The 18,791-nt window shown below is 71.1% G+C and carries 19 protein-coding genes; 11 read left to right on the top strand and 8 right to left on the bottom strand.

Features of this window, described 5'->3' with window-relative positions:
- Nucleotides 1-53: 53 nt before the first annotated feature.
- Together GQQ95_RS06910 and GQQ95_RS06905 are read left to right on the top strand one after the other, a co-directional pair.
- On the top strand, nucleotides 54-962 hold the full coding sequence (locus GQQ95_RS06910; protein ID WP_157426916.1) for an LssY C-terminal domain-containing protein: 909 nt from the start codon (nucleotides 54-56) through the stop codon (nucleotides 960-962).
- Nucleotides 959-1,555 carry a hypothetical protein gene (locus GQQ95_RS06905; protein ID WP_157426915.1) on the top strand — a complete coding sequence of 199 codons (597 nt, stop codon included), beginning with the start codon at nucleotides 959-961 and terminating at the stop codon, nucleotides 1,553-1,555. Before GQQ95_RS06910 ends, GQQ95_RS06905 begins: the two co-directional genes overlap by 4 nt.
- Before the next feature lie 11 nt (nucleotides 1,556-1,566).
- On the opposite strand, the gene trhO is transcribed toward GQQ95_RS06905, so the two are convergent.
- Together trhO and GQQ95_RS06895 are read right to left on the bottom strand one after the other, a co-directional pair.
- Complete coding sequence (gene trhO, locus GQQ95_RS06900; RefSeq protein ID WP_157426914.1) at nucleotides 1,567-2,469, bottom strand: oxygen-dependent tRNA uridine(34) hydroxylase TrhO; 903 nt, start codon at nucleotides 2,467-2,469, stop codon at nucleotides 1,567-1,569.
- 619 nt (nucleotides 2,470-3,088) lie between these two features.
- Nucleotides 3,089-3,511 carry an ArsR/SmtB family transcription factor gene (locus tag GQQ95_RS06895; RefSeq protein WP_157426913.1) on the bottom strand — a complete coding sequence of 141 codons (423 nt, stop codon included), beginning with the start codon at nucleotides 3,509-3,511 and terminating at the stop codon, nucleotides 3,089-3,091.
- 120 nt (nucleotides 3,512-3,631) lie between these two features.
- Here GQQ95_RS06895 and GQQ95_RS06890 point away from each other — a divergent pair, with 120 nt between their 5' ends.
- A complete protein-coding gene (locus tag GQQ95_RS06890) occupies nucleotides 3,632-5,434 on the top strand; it encodes a glycoside hydrolase family 15 protein (protein WP_157426912.1) in 1,803 nt (600 codons plus the stop codon).
- 80 nt (nucleotides 5,435-5,514) lie between these two features.
- Here GQQ95_RS06890 and GQQ95_RS06885 read toward each other — a convergent pair whose 3' ends face one another.
- Nucleotides 5,515-6,153 carry a LysE family translocator gene (locus GQQ95_RS06885; protein ID WP_157426911.1) on the bottom strand — a complete coding sequence of 213 codons (639 nt, stop codon included), beginning with the start codon at nucleotides 6,151-6,153 and terminating at the stop codon, nucleotides 5,515-5,517.
- A gap of 53 nt (nucleotides 6,154-6,206) precedes the next feature.
- On the opposite strand from GQQ95_RS06885, the gene GQQ95_RS06880 reads away from it, so the two are divergent.
- The 5 genes from GQQ95_RS06880 to GQQ95_RS06860 all read left to right on the top strand — a co-directional run bounded on the left by GQQ95_RS06880 (nucleotide 6,207) and on the right by GQQ95_RS06860 (nucleotide 12,708).
- Nucleotides 6,207-7,256: an enoyl-CoA hydratase/isomerase family protein gene (locus GQQ95_RS06880; protein WP_157426910.1), complete on the top strand. Its 1,050-nt coding sequence runs from the start codon at nucleotides 6,207-6,209 to the stop codon at nucleotides 7,254-7,256.
- A gap of 9 nt (nucleotides 7,257-7,265) precedes the next feature.
- The gene (locus GQQ95_RS06875; protein WP_157426909.1) at nucleotides 7,266-8,801 is read left to right on the top strand and encodes an MmgE/PrpD family protein; all 1,536 of its coding nucleotides are present in this window, start codon (nucleotides 7,266-7,268) and stop codon (nucleotides 8,799-8,801) included.
- Nucleotides 8,802-8,981: 180 nt separating this feature from the next.
- Nucleotides 8,982-10,772 carry a carboxypeptidase-like regulatory domain-containing protein gene (locus GQQ95_RS06870; RefSeq protein ID WP_157426908.1) on the top strand — a complete coding sequence of 597 codons (1,791 nt, stop codon included), beginning with the start codon at nucleotides 8,982-8,984 and terminating at the stop codon, nucleotides 10,770-10,772.
- Between the two features lie 84 nt (nucleotides 10,773-10,856).
- The gene (locus GQQ95_RS06865; RefSeq protein WP_157426907.1) at nucleotides 10,857-12,002 is read left to right on the top strand and encodes a bifunctional 2-methylcitrate synthase/citrate synthase; all 1,146 of its coding nucleotides are present in this window, start codon (nucleotides 10,857-10,859) and stop codon (nucleotides 12,000-12,002) included.
- Between the two features lie 112 nt (nucleotides 12,003-12,114).
- Nucleotides 12,115-12,708, top strand: a complete 594-nt coding sequence (locus tag GQQ95_RS06860) for an acyl-CoA thioesterase (protein ID WP_343032761.1) — start codon at nucleotides 12,115-12,117, stop codon at nucleotides 12,706-12,708.
- On the opposite strand, the gene GQQ95_RS06855 is transcribed toward GQQ95_RS06860, so the two are convergent.
- Both GQQ95_RS06855 and GQQ95_RS06850 read right to left on the bottom strand, forming a co-directional pair.
- Nucleotides 12,668-13,762, bottom strand: a complete 1,095-nt coding sequence (locus GQQ95_RS06855) for an AI-2E family transporter (protein WP_157426905.1) — start codon at nucleotides 13,760-13,762, stop codon at nucleotides 12,668-12,670. The two genes, GQQ95_RS06860 and GQQ95_RS06855, sit on opposite strands and share 41 nt — an antisense overlap.
- Before the next feature lie 62 nt (nucleotides 13,763-13,824).
- The gene (locus GQQ95_RS06850; protein ID WP_157426904.1) at nucleotides 13,825-14,460 is read right to left on the bottom strand and encodes an SRPBCC domain-containing protein; all 636 of its coding nucleotides are present in this window, start codon (nucleotides 14,458-14,460) and stop codon (nucleotides 13,825-13,827) included.
- A gap of 66 nt (nucleotides 14,461-14,526) precedes the next feature.
- Here GQQ95_RS06850 and GQQ95_RS06845 point away from each other — a divergent pair, with 66 nt between their 5' ends.
- The gene (locus GQQ95_RS06845; RefSeq protein WP_157426903.1) at nucleotides 14,527-14,892 is read left to right on the top strand and encodes a hypothetical protein; all 366 of its coding nucleotides are present in this window, start codon (nucleotides 14,527-14,529) and stop codon (nucleotides 14,890-14,892) included.
- A 71-nt stretch (nucleotides 14,893-14,963) separates the two neighbouring features.
- Here GQQ95_RS06845 and GQQ95_RS06840 read toward each other — a convergent pair whose 3' ends face one another.
- Entirely contained in the window at nucleotides 14,964-15,395 is a 432-nt protein-coding gene (locus GQQ95_RS06840) for a winged helix-turn-helix transcriptional regulator (protein WP_157426902.1), read from the bottom strand.
- 140 nt (nucleotides 15,396-15,535) lie between these two features.
- Here GQQ95_RS06840 and GQQ95_RS06835 point away from each other — a divergent pair, with 140 nt between their 5' ends.
- Together GQQ95_RS06835 and GQQ95_RS06830 are read left to right on the top strand one after the other, a co-directional pair.
- Nucleotides 15,536-15,895: a DoxX family protein gene (locus GQQ95_RS06835; protein WP_157426901.1), complete on the top strand. Its 360-nt coding sequence runs from the start codon at nucleotides 15,536-15,538 to the stop codon at nucleotides 15,893-15,895.
- 42 nt (nucleotides 15,896-15,937) lie between these two features.
- Entirely contained in the window at nucleotides 15,938-16,297 is a 360-nt protein-coding gene (locus tag GQQ95_RS06830) for a DoxX family protein (RefSeq protein ID WP_157426900.1), read from the top strand.
- On the opposite strand, the gene GQQ95_RS19310 is transcribed toward GQQ95_RS06830, so the two are convergent.
- Both GQQ95_RS19310 and GQQ95_RS06820 read right to left on the bottom strand, forming a co-directional pair.
- The gene (locus tag GQQ95_RS19310; RefSeq protein WP_170296998.1) at nucleotides 16,257-16,871 is read right to left on the bottom strand and encodes a TetR/AcrR family transcriptional regulator; all 615 of its coding nucleotides are present in this window, start codon (nucleotides 16,869-16,871) and stop codon (nucleotides 16,257-16,259) included. The two genes, GQQ95_RS06830 and GQQ95_RS19310, sit on opposite strands and share 41 nt — an antisense overlap.
- A gap of 40 nt (nucleotides 16,872-16,911) precedes the next feature.
- On the bottom strand, nucleotides 16,912-18,657 hold the full coding sequence (locus GQQ95_RS06820; RefSeq protein ID WP_157426899.1) for a phytoene desaturase family protein: 1,746 nt from the start codon (nucleotides 18,655-18,657) through the stop codon (nucleotides 16,912-16,914).
- Nucleotides 18,658-18,791: the final 134 nt, after the last annotated feature.

Raw genomic sequence — 18,791 nt, 5'->3', positions numbered from 1 at the left:
GCCTACGGCGAACCCACCGCGACGGTGACCCGGCCCGGCAGTAGCATGCAGTCATGAGCGGGGAGGGCTCCGGCGCGATCGGGGCGGAGGCACCGCCGGCGCCGCGCCCGCGCCGGTTCTCCGTGAACGCCGTCCTCGACGGCTTCTTCTTCGTCTACGCCGGCATCGCCGCGGTGTGGCTCGCGTGGCTCGTGTTCACGGAGTCGTTCGCGTTCGGCTGGTGGGGCATCGCGTTCTTCGTCGCCTTCTGGGTGCTGCTCGCCTACCTCGTGCTGCCGCGGCTGCACCGCATCCTCACGACGATCTACGTGCCCGACTACTTCATCGGCCGTGCGCGCACCAGCGACGGACTGCTCGGCGATCCGGTGAACCTCGCGGTCGACGGCTCGGCGGAGGCCCTCCACGCGGCGATGCTCCGCGCCGGATGGACCCGCGCCGATGAGATCACGCTCCGCACCAGCGGACGCATCATCACCTCGACCCTCACCCGGCGGAGCTACGACGAGGCCCCCGTGAGCCCGTTGTTCCTCTTCGGGCGCCAGCAGGACGCCGCGTACCAGCAGGAGGTCGAGGGCAATCCGGCCAGGCGCCATCACGTGCGCTTCTGGCGCACCCCCGACGGCTGGCTGCTGCCGGGCGGCCGGCGCGTCGACTGGTTGGCGGCCGGCACGTTCGACCGTGCGGTCGGCTTCTCGCTCTTCACGCTGCAGGTCACGCACAAGATCGATGCCGACACGGATGTCGAGCGCGACCACATCGTCGCGACCGTGCTCGCCGCCAATCCCGAGGCCCGCGTGGAGGTGCTGCGCGACTTCGCGACCGGCTACCACTCCCGCAACGGTGGAGGCGACTCGATCTCGACCGACGGCGACCTGCCGGTGCTCGAGCTCGATGCGGTTCCGGATGCCGCGGCGCCGCCCCTCGGCGCAGCGGCCGCGCCGCCCGTGAAGGAGCCCTCGTGAGCGCCGGGCCCGCGCCCGACGCCGCGCCCGGGCGGTTCCCCGTGCCCGCAGCCGGGCCTGCACCCGTGCCCGTGCCCCGCAAGCGCGCGGCCTTCGAGTCGCCGGCGGTGCTGGCCGAGCGGGAGGCGGCCCCGCCGACGATGCGACGCCCGATCGCGACCTCGCTCGGCGCGGTGCTCGTCATGCTGCGGGTGGTCGCGGGCGTCATCTGGATGGTCGCCTTCGCGCTCTCCTGGCGCCCGGTGCTGTCCGACGAGTTCGGCGTCGAGGTGGTGCCGGGCAGCGAGGACGACCAGACGCTCACGCTCGTGCTCGTGGTGATCCTCGTCGTCGCCGGCCTCGGGCTGCTCGTCGTCGCACTGTTCGGGCTGGCCGTCTATCGCGGCAGCAACGTGGCACGCCTGCTGGTGATGACCTTCACGACCTTCAGCATCACGGCCGCCGCGGTCGACTACTTCACCGGCGGCGAGGAGATCACGGTGCGCACGACCCTGCTCACGCTCTCGCTCGACATCCTCGTGATGCTCGCGCTCTCGAGCCGCGCCGCGCGCGCGTACGCCCGCCGACCCCGGCCGAAGCGTCGCCGTGCCTGATCGCTCGCCGCCTACCCGACCTGCGTCACGGCGTGCAGCGCGCACTCCGCCGTGCCGCACGACTCGCAGACGACGAGCTGGACCCGGCACGAGGCATCCGTGCAGTTGACGGTGCGCTTGGTCGCCGCCCCGCAGGTGGAACAGGTGCCGATCACCGCGGCGTGGTCGCTGAAGTCGACCGACCCGCGCCCGTCGAACACGTAGAGGGAGCCGTTCCAGAGCCCGTCGTCGCCGAAGCGCTCGCCGTAGCGGACGATGCCGCCCTCGAGCTGGTACACCTCGCCGAACCCGCGGCTCGTCATGAGGCTCGAGAGCACCTCGCAGCGGATGCCCCCCGTGCAGTAGGTGACGACCGGTCGACCCTTGAGCTCGTCGTACTCGCCCGAGTCGAGCAGTTCGACGAAGTCGCGCGTCGTCTCGACGTCGGGCACGACGGCGCCGGCGAAGCGCCCGATCGCCGCCTCGAGCGCGTTGCGCCCGTCGAAGAACACGACGTCGTCGCCGCGTTCGGCCACCAGGTCGTGCAGGGCGTCGGGCGTCAGCCGCGTGCCGCCGCCGACCACGCCGGACTCGTCGACCCGCAGCTCGCCCGGCGCGCCGAACGACACGATCTCGTCGCGCACCTTCACGCTCAGCTTCGGGAAGTCCAGGCTCGCGCCCTGCTCGTCGAGGCCCGTGCCCTCGCTCCACTTGAAGTCGATGTCCTTGAACGCGGCGTACTCGCGGGTCTTCCGCACGTAGCGCTTGAGCGCGCCCATCTCGCCGCCGAGCGTGCCGTTGATGCCGTCCTTCGACAGCAGGATGCGGCCCCGCAGCCCGAGGGACTCGGCGAGGTCGCGCTGCCACAGGCGGACGGCATCGGGGTCGCCGATGGGCGCGAAGGCGTAGTAGAGGAGGATCTTGGCGAGGGCCACCCCGAGATTCTACGAGCGGATGCCGCGTGCCTGCCGAGAGCGGCCAGCAGTCGCCGGCCACCGTTCAGCCCGTCAAGCCGTTCAGCCCGTCAAGCCGTCAGCCCGTCAGCCCGTCAAGCCCGTCAAGCCCGTTCAGCCGTCAGCCCGTCAGCCCGTCAGCCCGTCAAGCCCGTCAAGCCCGTTCAGCCGTCAGCCCGTCAGCCCGTCAGCCCGTCAAGCCCGTCAAGCCGTCAGCCCGTCAGCCCGTCAAGCCCGTCAGCCCGTCAAGCCCGTTCAGCCGTCAGCCCGTTCAGCCTCCCGCGACGGGTCACCGAACCGGAATGCCAGTTCCCCCTCAATCGCTGAGGGGGAACTGGCATACGGGAATCAGGAAACTCGACGGGGCTCGAGCGACCCGGGGTGCTCGGGCACACGGCGAGGGGCCGGTGCAGGTGGGCGCAGGGCGGGGGACCGATGCAGGTCGGCGCAGGGCGGGGGACCGATGCCTATGGGCGCAGAGCGAGGGGACCGATGCCGATGGGCGCAGGGCGAGGGGACCGATGCCGATGGGCCGACGTCGAGCGACCGGCATTCGAGAATCCGGGCACGGTGAGGCCCCGGCCCCCGTGGAGGGGGGCGACTACGTGCGAGGACCTCCCCAGCCGTCCGGCTCGAGTCCTCGCCTGGTGGTTCCGCGCAACCCCTTGCGACCGGCGCGGTGGGACTGCGGGGTCCGCGACGGCGCGACGAGGGGAAACGGCGTGCGCTCGACGTCGAATCCGTAGCGATGGTCCCAGAGCGTGAAGAGCTCGCCGACGGCCTGGTCGAGGCGCAGGAGGTACTCCTCTTCGAGGCCGTAGAGCCGTTCGGCGGCGTCGGGGATCACCGAGACGACGCCGGCGTCGCGGAGGATCCGGAGATGATGCGAGACGGCCGAGCGGCTCACCAGGAACTCCGAGGTCACAACGTCGGCCAGCAGGGACGCCGGGTGCCGACCGGTCGCGAGGACCTCGATGACCCGCCGGCGGATCGGTTCGGCTGCGATCTCGAACGGGTGCATCATGCCGGCACGCTACCGACCGCCCACGTCGGCGCGCCCCGCCGCAGGCCCTCGGCGTGGCCGGCGCGCACGGGTACGGCAGGGGAGGACGGGTCGCACGGGTGGCGGGGGTAGCGTCCAGTCATGCGCGAGTTTCCCGCCATCGAGGACTATGCCCTGCTCGCCGACGGCCGCACGGCCGCGCTCGTCTCCCGCGAGGGCGGCATCGACTGGCTCTGCCTGCCGCGGTTCGACTCGCCGTCGGTCTTCGCAGCCCTGATCGGCGGGCCGGATGCCGGCCATTGGACGCTGCGCCCGACTGACGCCGCCGCGACGAGCACCCGCGAGTACGACCGCGGCACCTTCGTGCTCCGCACGCGCTGGCGGAGCGGTGACGGCAGCGCCGAGGCCGAGGTGATCGAGTTCATGCCGCTGCGCGACCACGGCTCCGCGATCGTGCGCCGGGTCCGCGGCATCCGAGGGCGGATGGAGTTCCGCGAGACGGTGCGGTTCCGCTTCGACTACGGGTCGGTCGTGCCCTGGGTGCGACGGATCGACGACGGGCGCGGGTACGGGCTCCTCGCCGTCGCGGGTCCCGACTCGGTGGTCCTGCGCGGGCCGCGTCGCACGGCGGGCGACCACTCGCATGTCGTGGAGTTCGCGGTCGCCGAGGGCGAGGCCGTCGACCTCCGGCTCTCGTACGCACGGTCGTGGCGGCATCCGAGCGCACCCGTCGACATCGGGGCCGAGCTGCAGGCGACCATCGACGGATGGCGGGAGTGGGCTGAGCAGGCCGCGCCCCCCGCGCGATTCGAACGCGAGGTCGAGCGGTCGCTCCTCGTGCTCCGCGCCCTCACCCACGAGGACACCGGCGGCATCGTCGCCGCCGTCACGACGAGCCTGCCGGAGGTGATCGGGGGCGAGCGCAACTGGGACTACCGGTTCGTGTGGCTCCGCGACGCCGCCCTCACGGTGCAGGTGCTCGTCGACCACGGCTACGTGGAGGAGGCGCAGGTCTGGCGGCGCTGGCTGCTGCGGGCGATCGCCGGCGATCCGGCCGACCTGCAGATCATGTACGACGTCGCTGGCGGCCGGCGACTCGCCGAGTTCGAGCTCCCCGAGCTCTCGGGCCACCGGGGTTCGCGCCCGGTGCGCGTCGGCAACGCGGCATCCGAGCAGATCCAATGGGACATCTTCGGCGAGGTCATGCTGGCGCTCGACCATGCCCGCGAGGCCGGGCTCGACGAGACCGCGTTCTCGTGGCCGTTGCAGCGCTCCCTGCTCGACTTCCTCGCCGAGAACTGGCGGCGCCCCGACCACGGCATCTGGGAGATCCGCGGGCCCGAGCGGGAGTTCACGCACTCGCGCGTCATGGCGTGGGCCGCGTTCGACTGCGGCGTCCGCGCCGTCGAACGGCATGGATTCGAGGGCCCCGTCGACCGGTGGCGGCGCATCCGCGACGAGATTCGCGAGGAGGTGCTCGCCCGGGGCTTCGATGCCGGGCGCAACACGTTCACCCAGGCCTTCGGCAGCAGCGAGACGGATGCCGCGTTGCTGCAGTTGCCCCAGGTCGGATTCGTCGCCGCCGACGACCCGCGGATGCTCGGCACCGTCGCCGCGATCGAGGAGGACCTGCTGCGGGACGGCCTGCTGCTGCGCTACCGGACCGAGAGCGGGGTCGACGGGCTCGACGGGTCGGAGCATCCGTTCCTCGCCTGCTCGTTCTGGCTCGTCGAGCAGTACGCGACGACCGGTCGCATCGCGGAGGCCGAGGCGCTCATGACGCGGCTCTGCTCGTTCGCCAACGACGTGGGCCTGCTCAGCGAGGAGTACGACGTGACCGGCCGCACGCAGATGGGCAACACCCCGCAGGCGCTCTCGCACCTTTCGCTCGTCCGCGCAGCGGACGCCATCGCACGGGCGAGCGCGGCTCCGGCGGTCGAGTAGGCCCGCCAGGGCCGATCCCGCGAGCGAGTCGTGCGGCCCGGCGGTCGAGTAGGCCCGCCAGGGCCGTATCGAGACCCGGCTCAGTGCCGGTCGCCGCTGAACGCGAGCACGCCGCCGAGGCCGATGAGCATGACGCCGCCGCCGGCCGAGAGGTGCTCGATGCGCTTGGGGGACCGGGCGAACCAATCGCGTGCCGCGCTCGCCGCGAGGGCCCACACCGAGTCGAACGCGAGGGCCAGGACGATGAACACGAGTCCGAGCTCGAACAGCTGCAGCGGGATCGACCCGCTGCCGAACGACACGAACTGCGGCAGCACGGCGACGAAGAACGCGATCGTCTTGGGATTCGAGACCCCGACGACGAACCCCTCGGCCAGTTGGCGCCAGTGCGAACGAGGTGCCGTGCCGCCGGCGGCCGTGCCCGCGGCATCCGCCCGGTGCCGGATCGCCTGCACGCCGAGGTAGACGAGGTAGGCGGCACCCGCGAACTTCACGATCGTGAAGACCACGACCGACTGGGCGACGATCGCACCCACGCCGAGCGCCACCGCGATCACGAGCGGGATCATGCCGAGCGCGTTGCCGAGCACGCTCAGCAGGCCTCCCACCCGACCGAGCGCGAGCGAGCGCCCGACGACGAAGAGCACGCTCGGGCCGGGGATGACGATCAGCACGATCGACGCCACGACGAACGCCCAGAGGGACTCGATGGGAACCATCCCCGGATGCTACTCCTCGCGAGGGCCCGCGCCCGGGCGGGTACGGTGGCACGGTGAGCGACCACATCTCCGCGAGCGTCGCCGACGGTGTCGGCCACGTCACGCTCAATCGTCCGAAGGCGCTCAACGCCCTGAGCTACGAGATGATCCTCGCCCTGACCGAGGTCTTCGACGCGTGGCGCGACGACTCCGAGGTCGCCGTCATCGTGCTCGACGGTGCGGGCGAGCGCGGGCTCTGCGCCGGCGGCGACATCCGCGAGCTGTACGAGATGTCGACCGGGGGGCGCGCCGCCGACGCCCGCACCTTCTTCCGCACCGAGTACCGGCTCAACGCCGCGATCGCCCGCTACCCGAAGCCCGTCGTCGCGATCATGGACGGCATCACGATGGGCGGGGGCATCGGCCTGGCCGGCCATGCGTCGGTGCGCGTCGTGACCGAGCGCTCGCGCGTGGCCATGCCCGAGACGCGCATCGGCTTCACCCCCGACGTCGGCGGCTCGTGGCTGCTCGCGAAGGCCCCCGGCGAACTCGGCGCGCACCTCGCCCTCAACTCGCGGACCATGGATGCCGCGGACGCGATCCACGCGGGGTTCGCCGACGCGTTCGTGCCGTCCGAGCACCTGCCGCACCTGCTGCAGGCCCTCGCGGAGCGGGCCGACCCCGGGAGCCCGGCCGAGATCGTCATGCTCTTCGACGACACGCCCGGCCCGTCGGCACTCGCGGCGAGTCGCGAATGGGTCGACGCCTGCTACTCGGCCCCGACGCCCGCCGAGATCATCGGCCGCCTTCGGGCGCGCCCCGAGCCAGAGGCCGCGGAGGCCGCCGACGAGCTCGAGACGCTGTCGCCCACGGCCCTCACCGTCACGCTCGCCGCCGTGCGCCGCGCCCGCACGCTCCCGCGCCTCGAGGAGGCGCTCGAGCAGGAGTTCCAGCTCGTGTCCTGGTTCATCGAGCAGCCCGACCTGCACGAGGGCATCCGTGCCCAGGTCATCGACAAGGACCGCAATCCGGCCTGGAATCCGGCGACGCTGGCCGACGTCGAACCTGGGATCTTCGACCGGGTGCTGGCCGCGCAGGTGCATGAGCGGGTGTGGCCGGGATAGCGTTGCAGGGTGAAGACCCACCACCTGCGCACCCACCGGAGTGACGAGAACCTCGCGCGCGAGGGCCAGCTCGCCTGGCAGCTCGCGGCCATCGCGACCGATCCGGTCGAGCTCGACGACGACGTGGTCGACATGGTCGTCAACCGGGTCATCGACAACGCGGCGGTCGCCGCGGCATCCCTCGCCCGCGGCCCGGTCGTCTCGGCTCGCAGCCAGGCGCTCGCACACCCCGTCTCGATCGGCGGCGACGGCGCCACGGTCTTCGGTGCGGATGCCGCGCGCCGCACGAGCCCCGAGTGGGCGGCCTGGGCCAACGGGGTCGCCGTGCGCGAGCTCGACTTCCACGACACCTTCCTGGCCGCGGAGTACTCGCACCCGGGCGACAACATCCCGCCGATCGTCGCCGTGGCCCAGCACCTCGCCGCGACGCGGGGCCTCACGGGCCGCGACCTGGTGCGCGGCATCGCGACCGGGTACGAGATCCAGATCGACCTCGCGAAGGCGATCTCGCTGCACGCGCACAAGATCGACCACGTGGCCCACCTCGGCCCGTCGGCGGCCGCGGGCATCGGCACCCTCCTCGGCCTCGACCAGGAGACGATCTTCCAGGCCATCGGCCAGGCGCTGCACACCACGACGGCCACGCGGCAGTCCCGCAAGGGCGAGATCTCGACGTGGAAGGCGCACGCCCCCGCGTTCGCGGGCAAGATGGCCGTCGAGGCGGTCGACCGGGCCATGCGCGGCCAGACCAGCCCCGTGCCCATCTACGAGGGCGAGGACGGCGTCATCGCGTGGCTCCTCGACGGGCCGGATGCCTCCTACGAGGTGCCGCTGCCCGATGCGGGCGAGTCCAAGCGCGCCATCCTCGACTCCTACACGAAGGAGCACTCGGCCGAGTACCAGGCGCAGGCCTGGATCGACCTGGCGCGAAAGCTCCACGAGGAGTACCCGCTGATCCTCGACCCGGCGCGCATCGAGTCGATCACGCTGCACACCTCGCACCACACGCACTACGTCATCGGCTCGGGTGCGAACGACCCGCAGAAGTACGACCCGGATGCCTCGCGCGAGACGCTCGACCACTCGATCCCGTACATCTTCACGGTCGCCCTGCAGGACGGCACGTTCAACCATGAGACGTCGTACGACCCCGAGCGCGCGCACCGGCCCGACACGATCGAACTCTGGAAGAAGGTCTCGACCGTCGAGGACGAGGAGTGGACCCGCAGGTACCACTCGAACGACATGGCCGAGAAGGCGTTCGGCGGCCGGGTCGTCATCACGCTCGCGGACGGCGGCGAGATCGTCGACGAGATCGCGGTGGCCGACGCGCATCCGCTGGGTGCCCGACCGTTCGCTCGGGAGCAGTACGTGCAGAAGTTCCGCACGCTCGCCGAGTGGGCGCTCGAGGAGGCCGAGATCGAGCGCTTCCTCGACCTCGCGCAGCGGCTGCCCGAGCTCGGCCCCGACGAGCTCGGTGCCCTGACCTTCACCGCGGCGCCCGGGTCGCTGGTCGGCGTGGAGATCCCCACCGGCCTGTTCTAGCCGCAGCGCAGGCGATCGCCGGCCCGCTCCGGGCCGTTGTGGGGCCGCCTCGGGGGCGCCCGGGTCATCCATCCGAAACCTGACGGAAGCTCAGAATTCACGTTCGGCGTGCCCGGAACTCGATACCGTGGGTGCAGCCGAACCGGCTGGAAACCCCGACCTCGACGCGTGGAGCCACCGATGCCAGTTCAGCGTTCTCGCCGCCCATCCGCCCACCGCGTTCGCGGCGCCTCCGGTTTGGTCGGCGCCTTCGCCGTCCTGCCGCTCGTCGCCGTGCTCGGCATCGCCACGTCGGCGGCGGGTGCCGAGCCGGAGCCCGTGCCCCAGGCGGGCCGAGGACTCCCGTCGCTGGAGGCCCTCGAGTCCGAGTCGGCCGGATCCGCGCAGCTCACGGGCACCGTCTCGGGCGTGCAGCCCGATCCCGACATCGGCTGGAGTGCGTCGCTCGTCGCGGCCTACCGGGCCGATGCCCCGACCTCCCCGATCGCGTACGACATCACGTCGTCGGCCGGCGACTTCGCGTTCGACCTGCCGGCCGGTTCCTACCGCCTCTCGGCCGTGACGGAGGCCCGCGCGACCGAGTGGTCCGGAGGCGGAACCTCGTTCGCGACCGCGGCGACCATCGTCGTGGGCGCCGGTGAGACCTCCGTCGTCGACTTCGACCTGGACATCCCGGCCCTCTCGTTCTCGATCGACCCGGCAGATGCGCCTGCGGTCTACGGCCTCGGCGAACCGGGCACCCCGCTGACGGTCGAGCCGGGCACCTGGACGCCGACGCCGGACGCCTTCGCGTTCCAGTGGACGCGCGGCAGCGTTCCCGTCCAGGGGGCGACCACGGACTCGTACACGCTCGGCTCGTCAGGAGAGGACGTGCTCGTCGCCGTCTTCCCGAAGAAGGCCGGGTACAGCGAATGGCCGAGCCTCGGGGGATACCTGCAGACGGACCCCGTCGAGGGCATCGACGAACTGCTCGCCGCCATGGACCCCGACGACGAGACGCACGTCAGCGATCGCTTCGGCGGATTCCTCCCGTCGTCCTACGTCAAGGCCGAGGCGATCTCGGTCGGCACCCGGCCGATCCGCGGCTTCCCGACGGCCGGCGACAGCTACGCCGTGCTCTCGACCGGTGTCGCGGCCGAGGCGATCGAACCGGGTGACGCCGCGATCGAGCTCTCGACCGACATCGACTCCGCGCCGTTCGAGTTCTTCGACGAGAGCGATGAGACGCGCCTCCGGCTGACGGTGGCACCGCCGTCGGATGCGGCGTGCCTCGCCCTCGACGTGATGTTCGGGACCGAGGACTACCCGGGCGCGCTCGACTACCCCTTCGAACCGGGGGACATCGACTACTTCACCGTCGAGAGCCCCGCCTTCGACGACGCCGAGGACGGGAACCCGCCGGACAACCATGCCGCCAGCCCCGCTGGTCGCGTGATCGACGCCCGGAGCCCGCTGGGGCTCTCGCCCGAACCGGGTTGGCGGGTGAACGGCTGGTCGCCGCCGCTCGAGGTGAACGTGCCGCTCAGCGGCGCCGGATCGGTCGCGGGCGACGGCTACACCGACGTGATCGTGTCGGTGATGGACATCAGCGACGACTTCTTCGACTCCGTGGTCATCGTCGACAACCTCCGGTTCCTTCCCGCGGCGGAGTGCCGCACCGACGGCGTCGCCGTGCCGATCGCGGACGAACCCCCGGTCGTCGAGGGCTCCGTCCCCGTGATCACGGGCTCGGCCAGGTTGGGCGCGCGGCTGACCGTCGACGCCGGGGAGTGGGCCCCCGACGGCGTCGCGCTCTCCTACCGGTGGGAGCGCAACGGCAAGGCCATCCCCGGCGCGACGGCGTCGACCTACCGCCTCGGCATCCGGGACCTGTACTCGAAGATCTCGGTGCGCGTCACCGGAACGCTCGGCGGTGCCGACCCGGTCACGCTCGAGAGCGCGCCGACGGCGCGCGTGCGGTTGCTGCGCTGACGAGCCACCCGCCGCCGCCGTGGTCGTAGGCTTGGGGAGCGGTCGCACCGTGGCGCCGCCCCGCCAGCACTCACGAGGAGCACGATGAGCGACCAGCAGCAGGCACCCGAGATCTACAAGGGACTCGCGGGAGTCCCCGTCGACTACACGGCGGTCTCGAAGGTGAACCCCGAGACGAACTCGCTGCTGTACCGCGGATACCCCGTGCAGGAGCTCGCGGCGTCCGCGACGTTCGAAGAGGTGGCCTACCTGCTCTGGCACGGCGAACTGCCCGACGAGCGCCAGCTCGCCGACTTCGAGACGCTCGAGCGGTCGCTGCGCGGGCTCGACCACGAGATCAAGCGCGTCATCGACGAGCTGCCGCTCACCGCCCACCCCATGGACGTCGTGCGCACGGCCGTGAGCGTCATCGGCGCGATCGACCCGCTGACGCCCGACGACTCGCGCGAGGCGAACCTCGAGAAGTCGATCCGGCTGTTCGCCAAGCTGCCCTCGATCGTGTCCTACGACCAGCGGCGCCGGCACGAGCTCGACTTCGTCGAGCCGCGGGACGACCTCGGCTACTCGGCGAACTTCCTCTGGCAGACCTTCGGCGAGCTGCCAGAACTGCCGGTCGTGAGCGCGTTCGACGTGTCGATGATCCTGTACGCGGAGCACTCGTTCAATGCCTCGACCTTCACGGCGCGGGTCATCGCCTCCACGCTCGCCGACCTGTACTCGGCGGTCACCGGAGCGGTCGGCGCGCTGAAGGGCGCGCTGCACGGCGGCGCGAACGAGGCCGTCATGCACACGTTCGAGGAGATCGGCCCCGGCGAGGGCGGCGCCGAGCGCGCGGTCGAGTGGCTCGACGCGGCGCTCGCCGAGAAGCGCAAGATCATGGGCTTCGGCCACCGGGTGTACAAGAACGGCGACTCGCGGGTGCCGACCATGCGCGACGCACTCGAACGCATGGTCGAGTACTACGACCGGCCCGACCTGCTCGAGCTCTACGTCGCCCTCGAGACCGCGATGGGCGAGCGCAAGAACATCAAGCCGAACCTCGACTACCCGGCCGGCCCCACGTACCACCTCATGGGCTTCGACACCGAGACGTTCACGCCGCTGTTCGTCGCCAGCCGGGTCACCGGCTGGACGGCGCACATCATGGAGCAGCTGGCGTCCAACGCGCTGATCCGCCCCCTCTCGGTGTACAACGGCCCCGACGAGCGGCACGTGCCCGACCGCGGCTGAGCCTTCCCGCATCCGTACAACGCGGGCATGCGGCATCCGCTCGCGCACTGTGGCGACCCGCCAATGATGGGGAATCGACCACGAAACGGTCGTACAGTCGTCGACTATGCACATGTTCTTCCGTACGCTGCTGCACGTCCTGTTCCTCTCGCGCCGCAAGTCGGGCCTCGGGCACTACGAGATCGCGCGCACGGACTTCATCACGCTGCCGACCGACCTCGACATCAACCGGCACATGAACAACGGCGTGTACTTCTCGATCATGGATGTCGCGCGCTTCGACATGCTCGTGCGCAACGGCGTCTGGCGCATCATGCGCGAGAAGGGCTGGTACCCGGTCGTGGCCAGCGAGACGATCACGTTCCGCAAGTCGCTGCAGCTCTGGCAGCGGTTCACGATCGAGTCGAAGATCCTGGGCTTCGACGACAAGGCGGTCTACGTCGAGCAGCGCTTCGTGCGCCCAGGCGCTGACGGGCGGCCCGAGATCTACGCGACGGGCTTCATCCGCGGGCGGTTCCTGCGCAAGACCGGCGGCGTCGTGCCGGTGCCCGAACTCGTCCAGGCGTTCGGCGCCGCCGGCGGTGAGGGGCTCCCCGAGTGGATCGAGCGCTGGGGCGCGGATGTCGCGCTGCCGGCCACGCGCGCCGAGGCGCCCTCGACCTGGGCTACAGGCGAGCCTGCTTCGGGATCACGATCTCGCGGATGATGAGCAGGATGCCGGCCGAGATCGGGATCGCGACGAGCGCCCCGAGCAGGCCGAGCAGCGTGCCGCCGGCGAGGGCCGAGATGAGCACGATGGTGCCCGGCACCTGCACGGCCTTGCCCATGACCTTTGGCGTGAGGATGTACGCCTCGACCTGCATGTAGACGAGCATGAAGATCAGGACGATGAGGCCGGCCGTCGGCGAGACGAACAGGGAGATGATCGTCATGAGGATGGTGGTCAGCACCGTGCCGATGAGCGGGATGAGCGTGACGAAGAAGGCGACCACGCCGATGATGAGCGCGTAGGGAACGCCCACGAGGACCAGCAGGATCGTCGAATAGGTCGCGTTCATGAACGCGAGGATGACCATGCCGCTGAGGTACTTGCCGACGGAGAGCATGATGCGCTCGGCGAGGTCTGAGATCTGCGCCCGGTTCGACTTGCGGATCAGGGTGTAGCAGGCCTGCTTGGTGCTGTCGAGGGTGGCGATGAAGTAGATCGACAGCACGAACACGAAGAACCCCGTCGAGACGGCGCCGATGACCGAGGCGCCGAACGCGAGCGCGCCGCCGCCGACCGTGGCCCAGAGGTTCGGGTCGCTCAGGGCATCCTCGACGGACTTGACGACGGTCGCGAGCACGCCGTTCGTCGCGTCGTTGACCTGGTCGTACCAGCCGGCGTCCTGCGCGTTCTTGACCATCGTCGGGATGTTCTTCACGAGTCCGACCGCCTGCTCGACGACGGGCGGCACCAGGACCCAGATGATCGCGACGACGACGCCCACGAACAGGAGGATCACGACCACGATCGCCATGCCGCGCTTGAGGCCCCGCCGCTCGAACCACCGGATGAGCGGGTCGAGGCCGAGCGCCACGAACGCGGCGATGAACACCGAGAGCAGCACGCTCTGGAGGTTCGACACGACGATGCCGAGCAGGATCGCGAGCAGCGCCCCGAGGGTGACGATGAACCCCCACCGCAACGGGTGGTTCGCGAAGAACGAACTCTTGGACTCCTGGGGCTCGCGCCGCCGCATTCGCTCTGCCGTGTTCACGGCGTCAGTTTAGGGAGCGCGCACTGCGCGCCTTCCGCCGCCGCGCCGCGCCGACGCGGAGATCACTCGGGCGCCGCGACCCTGCCGTCGTGCCGCAACGGCGCCCGGAGGTCGGCGTCGTGCGCCGGGTCGAACCCGTCTTCGGGACCGTGACCCGGCTCGCCGCGACCTCCTCGTTGGAACCCGGGTCCCGTCGGGGTGGTGTGAGCAGGCGGCGTGAGGTCGCGGTAGTACGTGCGGAACGCCGGGTAGTACGCCTCCCATGCCGGCTGGGGCGCGCCGGTGCGGGCGGCGATGAGCCGGTCGAGGTAGTAGTCCCAGCCGGGGCCCATGCTCGACGCGTCGAAATCGTCCTTCGCTCGCTGGCCGAGGGTCAGCGTCGTCATGCCCCCGGCCTCGCGGAGGTGGCAGAACAGGCGCATCGCCGACGGACCCGTCCCGGAATCGACCGTGAACCGGTGCGGCGCCTCGCATTCGAGGACCGTGACGTTGATCCAGTCGGCGCCCTCCTCGGTCATCTGGAAGCGCACGGCACCCGTCGCCGGGCGCCCCGTGTAGGTGCCGATCCAGGACTTCATCGCGGTCGGGTTGGTGAGGCTGTACCAGACGTCCTCGATCGGTGCGTGGAAGAGCCGGTCGAACTGCAGGTACAGGCCGTCGGCCCGGTGCTGATAGTGGCCAGTCGGTTTCACGGTCATCTTCGTCCCCGATCGTCGGTGTTTTCAGGCTAATCCCGTGAGCCCCGTACTACTAGAGTGAGCCGCATGACTTCGAAGGCCAAGCAGCAGCACGAAGAGGCGATGCACATCGACGAGGGCAAGTCGGGCCTGTGGGGGTTCCTCGCCGGACTGATCGTGGCGGCGTTCATCGCCGTCCCGCTCTCGGGGGCATTCGCGTTCGCGACGCACCCGAACACGCAGCAGCTCTTCTCCGGCCGCCTCGACGAGACCAGCCAGGGCGGGTACACCGCCTTCTGGTGGATCGTCACGATCTTCCTGCTGGCGCTGCCGTTCCTCGTGGGCTACGCCGTCGCGAACCTGTCGGTCAAGTCGCTCGCGATCGTCGGCACGATCGTCGTGCTCTTCATCATCGCCGCGCTCGTGTTCGGCCAGCTCTTCCTCATCGTCTAGTCCGCGCCGCGGCGAGTTCCGGCTCCGATGCCGGTCGCCAGCGCGCGGCCCATGCCGACCGGGAGCCCCGCTCAGTCCCGCGCCGCGTCGAACGCGTCGCGCGCGTCGGTGATGCTCGCGTGGTTGCCCGACGCCCACTCGACGAGCCCGAGCACGGGCAGCGCGAGCGAGCGCCCGAGGTCGGTCGCCGCGTACTCGACCCGCGGCGGGATCTCGGGGTAGCTCGTTCGGGAGACCAGCCCGTCGCGCTCGAGGTTGCGCAGGGTCTGGGTGAGCATGCGGTGCGAGATGCCGTCGATGCTGCGCTGGAGCTGGGTGAAGCGCAGCGGCCCGTTGTGCAGCATCCGGATGACCAGCAAGCTCCACTTGTCGCCGACGCGCGAGAGGACGTCGCGGATGATGCGCGCCTCGCTGCTCTCGCTGCCGCACGGGTCGACGGGCGCCGAGCTGCAGGCTCCGACGTCGTCGCCGAGGCGGGCCGGTGCGGCATCCGTGATCGTCATGGGGTCCTTTCGGAGGGGTTCGGTGCGAGGCCACGCACCTCGAGGTGCGTGACGCACGGTGAAGTGCGGGGCGGTGACCGGCTAGAGTCACCGATCGTGCGTCACGCACTGATCGTAACCGACTTACTTTGGAGAACCTGATGATCATCGCCCTCTGGATCGCGACCGGGCTGCTCGCCCTCCTCTTCCTCGCCGCCGGCATCACGAAGAGCCTCACGCCGCGCGAGAAGCTCATCGAGAAGATGGGCTACATGGAGGATCTCTCCGACGGCCAGGCGCGTGCCGTCGGCATCCTCGAGTTCCTGGGTGCGCTCGGCCTCGTCCTCCCCGCCGCGACCGGCATCCTGCCGTGGCTGACGCCCGTCGCCGCATTCGCGCTCGCGCTCACCATGGCGGTCGGCACCGCACTGCATGTCAAGCGCCGCGAGACCGCCGTGCCGAGCATCGTGCTCGGCGTCTTCGCCCTCCTGGTCGGGCTCGGCTGGGTGTTCCTCGGCTGATTCGCTGGCGGCTCCTCCGTACCATACGGTACGGTATGCAGCATGAGCCTCGTTGCGGACCCGGTCTGGCCGGTCGTCGTGCTCGCGCTGATCCAGCTCGTCGACGCCGCCATCAGCTTCAAGCCCGTCGCCTTCGTGGCGGCGTGCTTCGAGGACGTGGGATTCCCGCGCCGGTGGTGGTGGATCTTCACGCCCATCAAGCTCGCGGCTGCGGCCGGCCTGATCGCCGGGATCTGGGTTCCCTCCCTCGGGGTGATCACCTGTGCGGCGCTCATCGCGTACTTCGTCGTGGCGATCATCATGCACGTCGCCGCCCGCGACCTCGGTCGAACGCTCTTCCTGAACGCGACCGGGATGCTCGTCATCTGCGTCGCGACACTGCTCTGGAGCTTCGTGCTGTGACCTCGGGCACGGTGGCCAGCAGCAGGTCGTAGACGCGACGGAGTTCGTCGGCCGTGACCGGCGGCACCATGGCGGCCGCGCCGAGCGCGACGAGGTAGGGCACGAGGGCGGCGACGCGGGCGTCCTCGTCGGAGGAGACGGCGGGCCGCCAGGCCGCCTGCAGGGCGTCGATCGCGGCGGCGTCCAGGCGTGCCTGCGTCTCGCGCGCCTCGGGGTCGGATGCCGCCCATGCCCGCACGGCGAGATCCAGGCGGGTTCGGCGGGTCGCGCCCGGCTCGGCCGTCATGCGCTCGGTGAGCCAGGCGAGCGTCGCGTCCGTGCCGGCGCCCGTGCCGTCGCCGGTGCCGTCGTCGGCGCGTGACCCGACAGCCTCCGTCAGTGCCGCCAGCGCCGTGCGCTCATGCTCCTCGAGCAGTGCGGTGCGGAACCCGGCAGCGCCGCCGAAGTGGTGGAAGAACGAGCCCTTCGTGAGGCCGAGCCTCGCGGCGAGGCGGTCGATGCGCAACCCGCCCTCGCCCTCCTCGGCGAGCACCGCGAGTCCCTCGTCGAGCCATCGCTGCCTGGTCGTGGACATACGTGAACCGTACCCGAAGGTATGGCCCGGCGCGCCCCCGTCAGTCGGTGCCGGCCTCGAGCACGGCCATCGCGGCGTTGTGGCCGCCGATGCCGCTCACCGCCCCGCCGCGCACCGCGCCCGATCCGCACAGCAGGACCCGCGGATGCCGCGTCGCGACGCCCCATCGCTCGGCCGGCGTCGTGAGGGCGGTACCCGGCTCCGCCCACGGCCAGGACAGCGGCCCGTGGAAGATGTTGCCGCCCGGCATGCCGAGCGCATGCTCGAGGTCGAGCGTGGTCTTCGTCTCGATGCAGGGGCGGCCCGCGGCATCCGTCGCGATGATGTCTTCGACGGGTTCGGCGAGCACCGAGTTCAGGGAGGCGAGCACCTCGGCCTGCAGCCGCTCGCGCAGGACGTCGTTGCCGAGCCGCTCCACGAGGCGGTGCGGCACGTGCAGTCCGAACACGGTGAGCGTGTGCCAGCCGGCCTCGACGAGCTCGGGGGCGAGGATCGACGGGTCGCTCAGTGTGTGGCAGTAGATCTCGCACGGCAGCGGGGACGGCACCTCGCCGCGGGCGGCGGTGCGGTAGGCCGTCGCGAGCTGCGACTCGAGCTCGTTGATGTGGAACGTGCCCGAGAAGGCGGCCTCCGCGTCGACCTGCTCGTCACGGAGGCGGGGCAGGCGCGTGAGCAGAAGGTTCACCTTGACCTGCGCCCCCTCGGGTTCGGAGAGCTGGCGCAGCCGCTCGCGCACGACGGCCGGCAGGCCCACGGGCACGTCGGGCACGAACGGAGACTGGTGCCTCGGGGCGACCGCGGACGCCGAGCCCGAGTCCGAGCCCGGAGCGGCCGAGCCCGGAGCGGCCGCGGCCGCGCGTGCGTCGGCGGCAGCTGCCGCGTCGGCGCCGGCATCGAGCAGGCGGTCGAGTACGATCGGGGCCACGTTCGCGAGCACGGTGCGCGCCGAGGCGACTTGCTCGACCCCGTCGAGCCGGTAGTGCACCCGTCCGCCGTCGGCGTCCACGGCGAGCACCTCCGCACCCGTCACCAGCTCGGCACCCGACTCGCGGGCGACTCGCGCGAGCTCGCCCGTCACGTCGCCCATGCCGCCGACGGGCACGTCCCAGTCGCCGGTGCCTCCGCCGATGACGTGGTACAGGAAGCAGCGGTTCGCGTCGAGGGCCGGGTCGTCCAGCTCGGTGAACGTGCCGATGAGCCCGTCGGTGGCGACGACGCCGCGCACGAGGTCGTCGGCGAAGCGGGTGTCGATCGCCTCCGCGAGGGGCCGCTCGACGAATGCCGACCAGGCATCCTGGTCGTCCACGAGCCGGCGCGCCTCCTCGCGCGTCGGCAGCGGTTCGGTGAGCGTCGGGAACAGGCGTTCGGCCAGCCGCGCGGTCTGGTCGGAGAAGGCGCCCCAGGCGGCGGCATCCGCTTCGGCTCCGATGCGTGCGAAGGCGGCGGCGGATGCCTCGGGGCCGGCCTCGGCGTCGATGAGGAGGCCGCGCGACGGGTCGCGCGGGTCGGGCGTGTACGACGAGAAGCGCCGCCGCACGAGCGTGATGTCGAGCCCGAGGTCGTCGATGACGCGCTGCGGCAGCAGGCTGACGAGGTAGGAGTAGCGGGAGAGGCGGGCGTCGACGCCGTCGAACGCCTGCGCCGAGACCGCGGCGCCGCCGAGGTGGTCGTCGCGTTCGAGGAGCAGCACGCGGAGGCCGGCGCGGGCCAGGTAGGCGGCGGCGGTGAGGCCGTTGTGACCGCCGCCGACGATCACGACATCGTGGCCGGTGTGGGGGAGGGGCATGTGTCGAGCGTAGGCGCATCACGGCCGGAGGCGGTGGCTCGGGGCATCCGCTGAATTGGTTACTGACAAGTAAGTAACTTCTCGCTAGGGTGACGAGTGCGACCGCGCCGACGACGGCGACGGCGTGCACCATC

It is taken from the genome of Agromyces salentinus, assembly GCF_009749395.1.
Taxonomy (GTDB): domain Bacteria; phylum Actinomycetota; class Actinomycetes; order Actinomycetales; family Microbacteriaceae; genus Agromyces; species Agromyces salentinus.
This window is presented reverse-complemented; position numbering and strand designations above follow the sequence as displayed.